A 13,213-nucleotide genomic window follows, 5' to 3' on the forward strand; every position below is an offset into this window, starting at 1 on the left:
GCCGCGTGATCTGAACGAGTGGCGCGGACCGATGCGGTCCGCGCCACTTCTGCGTGCGGGTCGCCGGACGGAGCGTGGGCGCGCTGACCGCGCGCCGTCTCGCGCCACCCGGTGCCGACGCCGTCGTGGTCGTTCTACATTTCCTGAGATGTTCTCACTCAGGAGGCGATGACCCTGTTCTCTTTCGACCATGCAGCAGCGGCGGAGCTGGTCCGCACCTCGGACGAGGCGGCGGAGGCGCTCGCCTCCCAGGAGCTGCTGAGGTCCGTCGCTGCCGAGTACGCACTGGGCGAGCTCCGCGGCGCGTACGCCGAGCTGTTCCGCCGGGTCCGCCTCTGCGACAGGGAGAACCGCGGTCGGCTGAGCGCCGAGCTGCACGAGCTCGCCGACACGGTGCGGCTCGTGGCGAGGAAGGCCGAGGAGGAGCGTCGGCGCCGGGAGGAGTACGCGGCCTGGGAGCGGCGGGGGGACGAGCGCGAGCAGCAGCGCCGCCTCGATCCGATCGCGGCCCTCGCGGCGGGAGTCGAGGAGGTCGTCGACCGGCCGCCGTCCGATCGGCCGGTCGTGCCTCCGCCGATCCGTGCGCTGTTCTCCCCGCGGTCGGTGCCCCGCACGTCCCCGGGCGGCCCCGCCGCGAGAGGCACGACCTCCGCCGACCCCGAGCGCCTCGACGTCTTCGTCTCGCAGACCCGGCAGGCGGACGAGGCGATGCGCTCCCGGCTCCAGGATCTGATGGCCGCCTGGGGAGCCTTCGGCAACCGCTGCTCGTGGGCGCCGGTCGAGTCCTTCTCGGTGCTCCGGGGCTTCCGCGAGCTGCTGTCGATCGGTGCGGCCGACGCGACCTGGGTCGAGCAGATCTCCCTGGCCTTCACCGCCGCGGGGGGAGCGGCGCTCTCCGTTCCGGTCCTCGACGCCGTCGGCACCCTGGCGCGGCCCCGGGGCGGCCGGAGCCTGCTCGACTCCCTCGCGGCGCTCTCGTCCGACGATCTCGCAACACTCCTGGCGGCGTCGCCCGACCTCGCGGCGCGCCTCGGGCGACTGGCTCCGACCCTCGTGAACGACTGGTGGCGGAGCCTCGACTCCACGGACGGCGCGCGCTTCTCGCCGCAGCAGGAGGCGCTGGTCGCCGGTCTGCCCGGGGTGATCGGGAATCTGGAGGGTGTTCCCTACCGCGCCCGGGTGAGGGCGAACGAGAGGGCGCTGAGGGCGCGGATCGTGGCGCTGAGGAGCGAGGCGGCGGGCCTGCGCGGGAAGGCGGGAGACGGGGAGCGACTCGCGGCGGTGGAGTCGCAGCTGGTGGCGCTGAGGGACGTGCGGGCATCGCTCCGGCGCGGTCTCGGTCAGGACCCGCGCTTCCTCATCTCCCTGACCGCCGACGAGCCTCCGCTCGCCGCCGTCTCGATCGGCGATCCCGACACCGCCACGAACGTCACCTACGCCGTCCCCGGGATGGGACAGACGACGGAGAGCATGACCCGATGGACGAAGGCGTCGCAGAATCTGCAGTCGCTCCTCCCGCCCGGCAGCGCCGTCGTCTCCTGGATCGGCTACGAGACCCCGCCGATGGCGCGGCTCGGCGGGAACGGCATGGACGTCCTCACCTCGAACCAGGCGGTCGCCGGCGGCGCCGCACTCGCCTCGGCTGTCCAGGGGCTCTCCGCGGTCCGGGGCGACGACCTGCCGAAGCCGAACGTCGTCGCCCACTCCTACGGCAGCACCGTCATGGCCGTCGCCGCCTCGCGCTCGGACGTCGAGCTCGGGGTCGTCGTGACGCTGGGCTCGGCCGGCCTCCCGGACAGCGTCGACGAGGCGAGCGACCTGCACGCGGAATCCGTCTTCGCGGGGCAGGCGCGGGACAAGTACCTCGGCGAGACCGAGAGCGGCGACGAGGCCGCGTGGATGGGCCGCGCCTTCAGCTGGAACCACCACACGGATCCCGCTGACGAGGACTTCGGCGCGCGCGTCTTCGGTGTCGAGACCGGAGGCGACGCCGGGAGGATCGTGACGGATCACGCTGCGCTGAAGAGCGACGACGGCGATCTCGCGGGGTATCTCGACAAGAACACCGAGTCCCTGCAGAACGCGGCGTGGGCCGTCTCCCGGCGACTCGACCTGCTGACCGAGAACCGGCCGCTCGGACCGACCGCCTTCCAGAAGGCGGTCGTGGGAGCCTCCCATGGCGGGTAGAGGCTCTCCTCAGCGGACGGGCGTCGCGCTGACCGTCGCCGCTCTGCTCGTGATGTCGATGACCGCTTGTGCAACGGAGAAGGAGGCGAGACCGGTGAGCACGATGAGTCCTCGGGAGGGTCGGGACCGGGTGGTGGAGTTCGTGCGGGACTCCGCGGGGCGGCTCGATGTGGAGGGGTGGTGGCCGCGGAGCGGCGCGGCCAGGCCCGATGTGTGCGGCCCCGGCGACCGGGTGAGCGGTGCGAGCTACAGCTACGACTGGTGGGCTCCGGCGGGCACCGATGTCGAGGGGGATGCGCGGAAGGTCGCGGACTACTGGGAGTCGCTGGGGATGACGGTGAGAGTGACCGATTCGACTCCGCGCCCGACGGTCTACGGGCAGGGCGGACCGGTGCTGCGGGCGAGCTTCGTCACCGGCGCTGTCGAGGAGATGTACATGATCGGGGCGGAGATGCCGTGCGCGCCCGGCGATTTCGAATCACTCCTCCTTGAGGACGAGGCTCAGCGCGCGGCGGGCGCGGTCCTTCCGGGTGATGAAGGGGTCGTCCCGAAGCCGGATCCGTGGGACCTCCCACTCCAGTCCGATCCGTCGGGTTCCGGCTCGGAGGGATGAGCCGCCCCGTCCACCGCGTCCGGATCGGAGATGCCGACGTCGCTTCCGTTGCCGGGGGAGGGGTCGGCCTCAGCGCGGTGCGCCCACCAGCTGCGCGACGTGCACGACGAAGGCGCGGCGGCGGTCGCGCGTCTCCTCCCCGCCCCGGGAGGCGAAGGGGGTGAGGTGCCAGATCTCGCAGAGGCCGAGGAGGGCGATGAAGAGGTCGTCGGCGGACCAGCTCGCGTCGACGACGCCGGTGCGCTGCCACTCGAGGACCCGGGCCTCGGGGGCGGGGACCCCGCCGAGCTGCTCGCCGGCCTCCTCCCAGACGCCGGCTCCCTCCAGGCGCGCCCACGTGAGCAGGCGCAGGAACTCCGGGTGCTCCCACACATGGTCGAACATGCGGCCCGCGAGGTCGGGGAGGTCCGCCGCCTCGGCGAGGAGCGTCTCGTCGAGAGCGCCGAGCGCCTCGACGACGGTCGCGACGAACAGGCCGCGCTTGCCGCCGTAGTAGGCGTAGAGCCGCTCCTTGTTCAGACCCGCCGCCGCGGCCACACGGTCGACCCGGGCGCCCGCGAAGCCGTGGGCGGCGAACTCGACGGAGGCCGCGCGGAGGATCCGCTCGCGCGCGGGCAGCGCCGCATCGGATGTCGGCTCCATGGTTCACCTCCGGGCGCTCGAACGATACACTCTTCTTCGCCCAACCAACTGGTTGGGGTGGTTCGGCCCCGATGACGCGGCTCGGATCCGGACCCGCCGGTCCCGCTCCGCTCCGTGTGAAAGGCCGCCATGCCCTCCCCGTCCGCTCCCTCCTCCGCCCGCCGCTGGTGGGTGCTCGTGATCCTCGCGCTCACGCAGCTCGTCGTCGTGCTCGACGGCACCATCGTCACGATCGCGCTCCCCGCCGCACAGGCCGACCTCGGCCTCACCGACGTCGAGCGCCAGTGGGTCGTCACCGCCTACGCCCTCGCGTTCGGCGCGCTCCTGCTCCTGGGCGGCCGCATCGCCGACTACACCGGCCGCAAGCGCACCTACCTGATCGGGATGATCGGCTTCGGCGCCGCCTCCGCCTGGGGCGGCCTCGCCACCTCCGGCACCGAGCTGATCGCCGCCCGCGGGCTGCAGGGCGCCTTCGCCGCGCTGCTCGCTCCGGCCGCTCTGGCCCTCCTCACCGTCTCCTTCCCCTCCGGCCGCGAGCGGGGCACGGCCTTCGCCGTCTTCGGAGCGGTCGCCGGAGCGGGCGCCGCCGTCGGCCTCGTGCTGGGCGGGCTGCTCACCGAGTTCGCCGACTGGCGCTGGTGCCTCCTCGTCAACGTCCCCGTCGTCGTGGTCGGCGCGATCGCCGGCCAGCTGCTCGTCACCGAGAGCCGCGCGGAGGGGCGCAACCGCTTCGACGTCGCCGGGACGATCACCGTCGCGCTCGGGCTCGCGAGCGTCGTCTACGGCTTCACCCTCGCCGAGCAGGGCTGGCTCCGCGTCGACACCCTCGGCTTCCTCCTCGTCGGCGTGCTGCTGCTGGCCCTCTTCGTGCGGATCCAGGCCCGCTCCGACCACCCGTCGCTGCCGCTGCGCATCGTCGCCGACCGCGTCCGCGGCGGAGCCTTCCTGGTCCAGGCGATCGTCGGCAGCGTGATGATCGGCTCCACCCTCTACCTGACCCTGCACCTGCAGCTGGTCCTGGGCCTGCCGCCGCTCGAGGCGGGCCTGGCCAATCTGCCGATGACGGTGACGATCATGATCGTCGCCGGAGTCGCCGCCAAGCTGCTGCCGCGCATCGGCCCGCGCGTGCTGATGATCGTCGGCCCGCTGATCGCGGCGGCCGGGCTCCTCTACCTGAGCCGCATCACCCCCGACGGCGGCTACCTCCTCGAGGTGCTGCCCGCGCTGATCCTCCTGGGCGTCGGCATGGCGATGGTCTTCGTGCCGCTGCAGAATCTCGCGCTCACCGGAGTCGCGGCCCACGACGCCGGTGCCGCCGGAGCGACCGCGAACGCCGCCATGCAGATCGGCGGCTCGATCGGGCTGTCGATCTTCACGACCCTCTACGCGGGAGTCGCGGGCGAGCAGCAGTCGCCGGTCGCCTTCGTCGACGGCTACTCCGCGGTCTTCGTCGCGGCCGCGATCGGGCTGGTCGTCGCCTCCGTCGTCGCCGTCGCGATGATCCGGGTGAAGAAGGAGGAGTTCCTCGCCCAGGCTCCGAAGGAGGCCGTCGCCCACCTGGGCTGATCCCGGCCTAGGCTCGGAAGCGCTATGCAGCCACTGACCGAGACCGAGATCCGCGAGTCCTTCGTCAACGCCTCCCGCAAGGAGGTCGCCGACCTCGCGCTGCCGAAGGACTTCGACGCGCTGGACTGGTCGGTCATCGACCATCTCGGCTGGCGCGACCGGAGGATGGGCCGCCGCGCCTACGTCGTCGTGCCGCTGGAGGAGCGCCTCGTCGGGGTCCTGCTCACCCAGGCCGACGCCCTGCCGCGCTCGCGGGCGCAGTGCTCGTGGTGCCGCGACGTGCAGCTCCCGAACGACGTCGTCTTCTTCGGGGCGCGGAAGGCCGGAGCGGCCGGGCGGGCGGGGGACTCGCTCGGCACGCTCGTCTGCTCCCGCTTCGAGTGCTCGGTGAACGTGCGGCGGCGCCCGTCGGTGGCCTACATCGGGTTCGACCTCGAGGCGGCGCGAGCGCAGCGGATCGCGACTCTGCGGGCGCGCACCGAGGGCTTCGCGCGCGAGGTGCTCGGCGAGGCGTGACCGCGCTCAGCGGCGCGTGGACGCGCGCACGTGCATCCGCTCGCCCTGGCGGCCGAAGAGGCTGAGGAACTCGACCTGCTGCTCGTCGGCGCGGCCGAACCAGTGCGGCACCCGGGTGTCGAACTCGGCGGCCTCGCCGGCCGGCAGCACCAGATCGTGCTCGCCGAGCCGCAGGCGGAGCCGCCCGCTCAGCACGTAGAGCCACTCGAAGCCCTCGTGCGCGCGCTGCTCCGCCGGCTCCGTCACCGGCCCGGCCGGGAGCGTGTGCTTGAACGCCTGGAGCGCGCCCGCGTCGCGGCTGAGCGGCTGGATGAGCATGCCGTTCCGGCGCACCGGCCGCCCGTGCACGCGGGGATCCTCCGGCGCGGCGCCGACGAGCTCGTCGAGCGGCGCCCCGAGGGCGCGGGCGATCGGGAGGAGCAGCTCCAGCGTCGCGCGACGGCCGCCGCTCTCGAGGCGCGAGAGGGTGCTCGCCGAGATGCCGGTCTCGGCCGCGAGGGACGCGAGCGTGCGGTCGCGGCGGGTGCGCAGGCGCCGGAGCCGTGGTCCGACGGCGGCGACGATCTCGTCGTCGGAGGGGGCGGGCGGGGTCTCGGGCACGACGCCATCCTGGCACGGGCGGTCGCGCCGCATGCCGGAACGGCACGGATCCTCGCGGCCCAGCCCGGGGCGGCGGAGCATCGACCCATGACCTCCACCGACGCCCCCACCGGCCCGTCCGTCCCTGCCCCCGCCGACGTCCTGATCCTCGGCGCCTCCTTCGCCGGCCTCGCCGCCGCCACTGCCCTCGGCCGCAGTCTCCGCGACGTCCTCGTCGTCGACGGCGGACCTCCGCGCAACGCACCCTCGCCCGGTGCCCACAACGTGCTGACCCGCGACGGCGTCCCGCCGACGGAGCTGGTGCGCCTGGTGCGCGCCGAGGCCGAGGGCTACGGGGCCCGGGTGATCGAGGGCGAGGCGGTCCGCGCCTCCGCGGGTGCCGAGGGCGTGACCGCGACCCTCGCCGACGGCACGGTCCTCCGCGCGCGCCGCCTCCTGCTCGCGACCGGCGTCCGCGACCTGCTGCCGGAGATCCCCGGGCTCGGCGCCCGCTGGGGACGGGACGTCCTGCACTGCCCCTACTGCCACGGCTTCGAGGTGCGCGGCCGGCGGATCGGCGTGCTCGGCAGCTCGTTCGCCGGGCACCAGGCGCAGATGTTCCGTCAGCTCAGCGACCGGACGTCGATCCTGCTCCACGGCGCACCCGCGCCCGCCGGCGACGAGGCGCCGGCGCTGGCCGCCCGCGGGATCGCTCTGGTGCCTGGCCGCGTCGAGAGGGTTCTCGTCGAGGACGACCGCCTGGTCGGCGTGGTGATCGACGGTCGGCGGCACGAGCTCGACGCGCTCGTCGTCGGCCCGCGGGTCGAGGGGCGGCTCCCCGAGGGGCTCGGCCTCGAGCTCGCCGACCACCCGTCGGGAGTCGCGCGGCACCTCGCCGTCGATCCGATGGGCCGGACCGGCGTCGCCGGGGTCTTCGCCGCGGGCTCGCTGGTCGAGCCGATGGCTCAGGTCGTCGCCTCGTCCGCCGACGGGCTGCGCGTGGGCGCGGCGATCAACCACGACCTGATCGAGGAGGAGATCGCCGACGCGCTGCAGGCCGCCTGACGCGCGCTCAGCGGCGGCGGTACTCCAGCTCCGGGCGGCCGGGGGAGCCGTAGCGGGGCGCGCGGTCCGCCACTCCGGAGTCGGCGAGGTGCTCGAGGTAGCGGCGGGCCGTCACCCGCGAGATGTCGAGGCGGGTGGCGAGCTCGGCCGCCGAGAGGCCGACGGGGCCCAGCAGTGCGGTGACGGCCTCGAGGGTCTGGGCCGAGAGCCCCTTGGCCAGACCCGGGGCGTTGGAGGTGCGGAGCGCCGCGAAGGCCCCGTCCACCTCGTGCTGGCTGGCGACGTCGGCGCCGTGCATCCGCTCGCGGTACGACCGGTAGCTGGCGAGCTTGGCGGCGAACGCGCTGTAGACGAACGGCTTGATCAGGTACTGCACGATGCCGGCTGCCACGGAGGCGCGCACGTTCGCGGCGTCGCGGACGGCGGTGATCGCGATGACGTCGACGTCCAGGCCCGCCGCCCGGACGGCCCGGCAGAGGTCGAGGCCGCCCATGTCCGGCAGGTTCATGTCGAGCAGGATCAGCGCGATGCCCGGGTCCGCGCGCAGCGCCCGGATCGCCTCCGCCCCGCTGCCGGCGACCGCGGCCACCTCGAAGCCGTCGACCCGTCGGACGTAGTCGGCGTGGGCGCTCGCGGTCAGCGGCTCGTCCTCGACGACGAGCACTCGGATCACGACGCCACCCGCGCGGGCAGCGGCAGCTGCACCGTGAACACCGCGCCGACGTGGCGCGAGACCTCGATCGAGCCGCCGAGGCGCTCCACCACCTGCTGCACCAGCGCCAGGCCGATGCCGCGGCCGAAGCCGTCCGACTCCTTCGTCGAGTAGCCGCGCGCGAAGACGTCGGCGGCGCTCGCGACTCCGGGGCCGCTGTCCGACACCTGCACCACCAGCTCGCCCTCCGCGAGGCCGAGGTAGACCTCCACCCACGGCTCGCGGTCCGGAGCGGAGGAGGCGGCCGCGTCGAGGGCGTTGTCGATCAGATTGCCCAGCACCGTCACGAGGTCCCCGGGCTCCAGCCCCTGCGTGCCGGGCTCGAGGTGCGTCTCGAAGTGCAGCTCGACGCCGCGCTCGCGGGCCTGTGCGGCCTTGCCCAGCAGCAGGGCGGCGATCACCGGCTCCTGCACGGAGCCGAGGACCCGGTCGGCCAGGCGCTGGCTGAGGTTCAGCTCGCCGGCGGCGAACGCGAGCGCCTCGTCGGGCCGACCGAGCTCGATCAGCGACGCGATGGTGTGCAGGCGGTTCGAGAACTCGTGGGTCTGCGAGCGCAGCGCGTCCGAGAGGGTGCGCAGTGACTCCAGCTCGCCGCTCACCCGCTGCAGCTCGGTGCGGTCCCGGAGCGTGACGACCGTGCCCAGGGGGCGGGCTCCGGGGGAGGCGGCGGGCCGCTCGTTCACCACGAGGATCCGCTCGCGGGCCACGACCAGGCGGTCCGAGACGGGCTCGTCGTCCTGCAGCAGCTCGCGCAGGGCGACGGGGAGGTCGAGCTCGGCGACCGGCACCGGCGTCCGCACGCCCTCGAGCCCGAGCAGCTCCAGCGCGTGGTCGTTGGCGAGCACCAGTCGGCCGCGGTCGTCGACCAGCAGCAGCCCCTCCCGCACCGAGTGCAGGACGGACTCGTAGTAGGCGAAGACCTGGCTCATCTGCTCCGGGCCCCGCCCGCCCGTGACCCGCCGCAGGTAGCGGGCGAGGAGCCACGAGCCGAGCGCGCCGAGCGCGACCGCACCGAGCGCGCCCCACGCGACGACCTGCACGCGGGCGGCGAAGGAGGCGTCCACGGCCGAGAGCGTGACGCCCGCCGACACGAGCGCGACGACCGCGCCGTCGGCGTCCTCGATCGGCGCGACGGCGCGGACGGAGGGCCCGAGCGTGCCGGTGTACGTCTCGGTGAAGGTCCGCCCCTCCAGCGCGGGCTCGATCGTGCCCTGGAACGGCAGGCCGATCCGGTCGCGGTCGCGGTGGGTGTACCGGGTGCGGTCGGGGGCCATGATCGTGAGGAAGTCGACGCCGGTGTCCCGCATGACCTCCTCGGCGTACGGCTGCAGGCTCGCGGAGGGATCCGCGCCGGCCGTCGACTCGAGGACGAACGGATTGTCGGCCACCGTCCGCGCCACGACGAGGCTCCGCTGGGCGGCCTCGTCGCCCGCCCGGCTCCGCGCGTCGAGGGCCAGCACCGCGACGGCCGCTGCGGCGATCAGCAGGATGCTCAGCAGCTGCACGGCGAACAGGCGCGCGGCGATGCTGCCGCGCGGTCCGCGTGCGCTCGGCGTCCTGACCATGCCACTCCCTCGTGAGCGAGCGCTCGGGGCGCCCCGCCGTGAACAGTATGAACGCAACCGTGCCGGGCTCCGGAGGCGGGGCCACCATCGTCCTACCCCCTCACCTCGACGAAGAGAAGGACACCCCCATGGCGAAGACGCCTCAGACGCCGTCCGACCGGCTGATCCCCGCGGTCACCCCTCCGAAGACCCGGCGGCGCATCGACCGGAACCACTGGCTCTACATCGCCGTCATCATCGCCGTGGTCGCCGGCGTCGTGGTCGGACTCGTCGCTCCCGCCTTCGCGGCGACGCTCGAGCCCGTCGGCAAGGCCTTCGTCGGACTGATCAAGATGATGATCGCGCCGATCATCTTCTGCACCATCGTCATCGGCATCGGCTCCATCGCGAAGGCCGCCACGGTCGGCAAGGTCGGCGGACTCGCGCTGGGCTACTTCATCGTGATGTCGACCTTCGCCCTGGCGATCGGCCTCGTCGTCGGCAACATCCTGCACCCGGGCGAGGGCCTCGACATCTCGAGCGCCACCTACGACACCAGCGACCTCAAGGCCGAGAGCACCAGCGACTTCGTCCTCGGGATCATCCCCGTCTCGCTGTTCTCCTCGCTCGTGGACGGCAGCATCCTGCAGACCCTCTTCGTCGCGCTGCTCGTCGGCTTCGCGCTGCAGAAGATGGGCGCCAAGGGACAGCCGATCCTCGGAGCGATCAAGCAGCTCCAGGTCCTGGTCTTCCGCATCCTCTCGATGGTGCTCTGGGTCGCCCCGATCGGCGCGTTCGGCGCCATCGCCGCGGTCGTCGGCAAGACCGGCTGGGGAGCGGTCGTCGCTCTCGCCACCCTGATGATCGGCTTCTACATCACCTGCGCGATCTTCGTGGTCGTCGTCCTCGGCCTGCTGCTGCGCCTGGTGACCGGCGTCAGCATCTTCTCGCTGATGAAGTACCTGGCCCGCGAGTACCTGCTCATCGTCGGCACCTCCTCCTCGGAGGCGGCGCTGCCCCGCCTGATCGCGAAGATGGAGCACCTCGGCGTCTCCAAGCCCGTCGTCGGCATCACCGTGCCCACCGGCTACTCCTTCAACCTCGACGGCACGGCGATCTACCTCACAATGGCGTCGCTGTTCATCGCCTCGGCCACCGGAGCGCCGATGTCGATCCCGGAGCAGATCGGCCTCCTCCTCTTCATGATGATCGCCTCGAAGGGCGCCGCGGGCGTCACCGGAGCGGGCCTGGCCACGCTGGCCGGCGGCCTCCAGTCCTTCCGCCCCGACCTGGTCAACGGCGTCGGCGTGATCGTCGGCATCGACCGCTTCATGTCCGAGGCCCGCGCGGTCACCAACTTCACCGGCAACGCGGTCGCCACCCTGCTCGTGGGCACCTGGACCAAGCAGATCGACATGGTGCAGGTCCGCGAGGTCCTCGGCGGACGCTCGCCGTTCGACGAGACCACGCTCGGAGCGGACGAGCACGAGGCCCCCGCGTCGGGCACCTCGATCACCGAGGGGATCGCCTCGATCCAGGACTCGGACGAGGCGTCGCGGATGCGTGCGGAGATCGCGGCCAAGCGCTAGCCGATCCGATCGCGACGGCCCCGCCTCCCGGAACCGGTCCGGGAGGCGGGGCCTCCGTCGTCCGCGGGTCAGTGCCTCCGCACCCCGAGCAGAGGCAGGGTCACCGAGCAGAGCGGCCCGATCAGCACCGCGAAGAGGAGGGTGCCGAGGCCGGCGTCGCCGCCGAGGGCCCAGCCGATGAGCAGCACCGTGAGCTCGACGCCCGAGCGCGCCACCCAGATCGGCAGGCCCGTGCGGGTGTGCAGGCCCAGCATCAGTCCGTCGCGGGGCCCCGGACCGAGGCGGGCGCCGATGTAGATCCCGCTCGCGACCGCCAGCAGAACGAGACCGCCTGCGAAGAGCAGGCCGCGGGCCCACCACTCCTCCGGCGTCGCCAGCACACGCAGTCCGACGTCGATCATCGTGCCGACCACGAGCACGTTCAGCACGGTGCCGAGACCGGGCCGCTGTCGGAGGGGGATCCACAGCAGCAGGACGAGCAGGCCGATCACGTTCGTGAGCAGTCCGATCCCGAGCCCGGTCTGGTGCGCGACCCCCTGGGCGAAGACGGTCCACGGGTCCACGCCGATCGCCGCGCGGATCATCATCGCGTCGGCGAATCCGTAGAGGATCAGGCCCACCAGCAGGCGCGGCACGGGTCGGAGGCGCCACTGGCCAGCCGGGGGAGCGGCGGCGGCGACGGGAGCGGTGAGGGTCATGGACTCATCACAGCGCGACATTGGCCTTCTTCGCGCGGTCCAATCCGGCTACCTTGGACGCATGGCTGATGTCCACTTCGGCGCGCGCGCCCTGCAGACCCTCCTCGGCGACTGGCGCGAGCAGCGCGGCACCCGGCCCGCCTACCTCGCTCTGGCCGACCGGATCCGCCTCCTCGGGATCGACGGCCGCATCCCCGCGGGCAGCCGCCTGCCCGCCGAGCGCGAGCTCTCGGCCCGCCTCGGCGTCAGCCGCACGACCGTGGCCGCCGCGTACCGCGAGCTGCGCGACAGCGGCTACCTCGTCAGCGTGCGCGGCTCCGGCAGCGTCACCCGCCTGCCGGGAGCGGCCGTGCACGCGGTGCCCTCGCTCGCGCCGGACTTCCTCGACTTCACCAGGGCGGCACTGCCCGCCGTCCCCGAGCTGGCCGAGGCGTACACCCGCGCGGCGCAGGCGGCCCCCGAGCACTTCGACTCCGGCTCCTACGACACGGTCGGCCTGCCGGTGCTGCGCCGCGCGATCGCCGAGCGCTACACCGCGCGGGGTCTGCGCACCGAGCCCGGCCAGATCATGGTGACCATCGGCGCGCAGCACGCGATCGCACTCGTCGCCCGCACCCTGCTCGCGCGGGGCGACCGGGCGCTGATCGAGGCCCCGACCTACCCGCACGCCTACGAGGCCCTCCGGCTGGCCGGCGCGCGGCTCGTGCCGGTGAACGTCGACGGGGCGGACGGCTGGGACGGAGAGGGCCTGATCGCCGCGCTGCGCGGCACGAGCCCGAGCCTGGCCTACCTGATGCCCGACTTCCACAACCCGACCGGCCGCTCCATGGCCCCCGAGCTGCGGGAGCGGGCGATCGCCGCCGCGGCCCGGCAGGGGACCCTGATCATCGCCGACGAGACGACGGCCGAGCTCGACATCGACCGGCGGATGACGCCGCTGCCCTTCGCCGCCTACGGGCCCGAGGGGACGGTGCTCTCGATCGGCTCCGTCGGCAAGACGCTGTGGGGCGGCATCCGGATCGGCTGGATCCGCGCCGAGCGAGCGGTGATCCGCAAGCTGGCGCTGGCGCGCTCGGCGAGCGACCTCGGCACGCCGATCCTGGAGCAGCTCCTGGTCGCGGACATGCTCGGCCGGATGGACGGCGTGCTGGAGCTGCGGCGCTCGCAGCTGCGCGCGGGCCGCGACCACCTCGAGGCGGCCCTGGCGCGCGCGATCCCGGAGTGGAGCGTGCCGCGGGTCTCGGGCGGTCTCTCCACCTGGGTGGGCCTGGGCCGGCCGGCGAGCTCGCAGCTGGCGCTCGCCGCCCGGACGGCGGGCCTGCTGATCACCGCGGGCCCGCGCTTCGGGATCGACGGCGCCTTCGAGCGGTTCCTCCGCATCCCGATCGGCTACTCGCCCGAGGCGACCGACCGGGCCGTGGAGGCGCTCGCGACGGCGTGGGCGCAGGTCGCCCGGCACCCGGCGGCCGACCCGGGGTACCTCGCCGACGTGGTCTGAGGTG

12 protein-coding genes are annotated in these 13,213 nt (G+C 73.6%); 7 read left to right on the forward strand and 5 right to left on the reverse strand.

Annotation, left to right across the window (positions count from 1 at the left end; all coding sequences use genetic code 11):
• Positions 1–168: 168 nt before the first annotated feature.
• Together C5C44_RS05825 and C5C44_RS05830 are read left to right on the forward strand one after the other, a co-directional pair.
• Positions 169–2,187: an alpha/beta hydrolase gene (locus C5C44_RS05825; protein ID WP_104335502.1), complete on the forward strand. Its 2,019-nt coding sequence runs from the start codon at positions 169–171 to the stop codon at positions 2,185–2,187.
• Positions 2,188–2,317: 130 nt separating this feature from the next.
• Positions 2,318–2,800: a hypothetical protein gene (locus C5C44_RS05830; RefSeq protein WP_146085908.1), complete on the forward strand. Its 483-nt coding sequence runs from the start codon at positions 2,318–2,320 to the stop codon at positions 2,798–2,800.
• A gap of 69 nt (positions 2,801–2,869) precedes the next feature.
• Here C5C44_RS05830 and C5C44_RS05835 read toward each other — a convergent pair whose 3' ends face one another.
• Positions 2,870–3,442 carry a TetR family transcriptional regulator gene (locus C5C44_RS05835; protein ID WP_104222850.1) on the reverse strand — a complete coding sequence of 191 codons (573 nt, stop codon included), beginning with the start codon at positions 3,440–3,442 and terminating at the stop codon, positions 2,870–2,872.
• A gap of 129 nt (positions 3,443–3,571) precedes the next feature.
• On the opposite strand from C5C44_RS05835, the gene C5C44_RS05840 reads away from it, so the two are divergent.
• Together C5C44_RS05840 and C5C44_RS05845 are read left to right on the forward strand one after the other, a co-directional pair.
• Positions 3,572–5,008: an MFS transporter gene (locus C5C44_RS05840; RefSeq protein ID WP_104222849.1), complete on the forward strand. Its 1,437-nt coding sequence runs from the start codon at positions 3,572–3,574 to the stop codon at positions 5,006–5,008.
• 24 nt (positions 5,009–5,032) lie between these two features.
• Positions 5,033–5,524 (forward strand): FBP domain-containing protein, encoded by a 492-nt coding sequence (locus tag C5C44_RS05845; RefSeq protein WP_104222848.1) that lies wholly within the window; start codon positions 5,033–5,035, stop codon positions 5,522–5,524.
• Positions 5,525–5,530: 6 nt separating this feature from the next.
• Here C5C44_RS05845 and C5C44_RS05850 read toward each other — a convergent pair whose 3' ends face one another.
• Entirely contained in the window at positions 5,531–6,124 is a 594-nt protein-coding gene (locus C5C44_RS05850; RefSeq protein ID WP_104283164.1) for a helix-turn-helix domain-containing protein, read from the reverse strand.
• An 87-nt stretch (positions 6,125–6,211) separates the two neighbouring features.
• On the opposite strand from C5C44_RS05850, the gene C5C44_RS05855 reads away from it, so the two are divergent.
• The gene (locus tag C5C44_RS05855) at positions 6,212–7,168 is read left to right on the forward strand and encodes an NAD(P)/FAD-dependent oxidoreductase (RefSeq protein WP_104335503.1); all 957 of its coding nucleotides are present in this window, start codon (positions 6,212–6,214) and stop codon (positions 7,166–7,168) included.
• Between the two features lie 7 nt (positions 7,169–7,175).
• Here C5C44_RS05855 and C5C44_RS05860 read toward each other — a convergent pair whose 3' ends face one another.
• Both C5C44_RS05860 and C5C44_RS05865 read right to left on the reverse strand, forming a co-directional pair.
• On the reverse strand, positions 7,176–7,841 hold the full coding sequence (locus C5C44_RS05860) for a response regulator (RefSeq protein ID WP_104335504.1): 666 nt from the start codon (positions 7,839–7,841) through the stop codon (positions 7,176–7,178).
• Positions 7,838–9,445, reverse strand: a complete 1,608-nt coding sequence (locus tag C5C44_RS05865) for a sensor histidine kinase (protein ID WP_104260395.1) — start codon at positions 9,443–9,445, stop codon at positions 7,838–7,840. Before C5C44_RS05865 ends, C5C44_RS05860 begins: the two co-directional genes overlap by 4 nt.
• Before the next feature lie 128 nt (positions 9,446–9,573).
• Between C5C44_RS05865 and C5C44_RS05870 the strand changes: the two genes are divergently transcribed.
• Positions 9,574–11,013, forward strand: coding sequence for a cation:dicarboxylate symporter family transporter (locus C5C44_RS05870; RefSeq protein WP_104223811.1), 1,440 nt, complete (start codon positions 9,574–9,576; stop codon positions 11,011–11,013).
• Positions 11,014–11,081: 68 nt separating this feature from the next.
• Here C5C44_RS05870 and C5C44_RS05875 read toward each other — a convergent pair whose 3' ends face one another.
• Positions 11,082–11,711, reverse strand: coding sequence for a YitT family protein (locus tag C5C44_RS05875; RefSeq protein ID WP_374953139.1), 630 nt, complete (start codon positions 11,709–11,711; stop codon positions 11,082–11,084).
• 61 nt (positions 11,712–11,772) lie between these two features.
• On the opposite strand from C5C44_RS05875, the gene C5C44_RS05880 reads away from it, so the two are divergent.
• Complete coding sequence (locus C5C44_RS05880; RefSeq protein ID WP_104233115.1) at positions 11,773–13,209, forward strand: PLP-dependent aminotransferase family protein; 1,437 nt, start codon at positions 11,773–11,775, stop codon at positions 13,207–13,209.
• Positions 13,210–13,213: the final 4 nt, after the last annotated feature.

The organism is Rathayibacter sp. AY1F6 (assembly GCF_002932035.1).
Lineage (GTDB): Bacteria > Actinomycetota > Actinomycetes > Actinomycetales > Microbacteriaceae > Rathayibacter.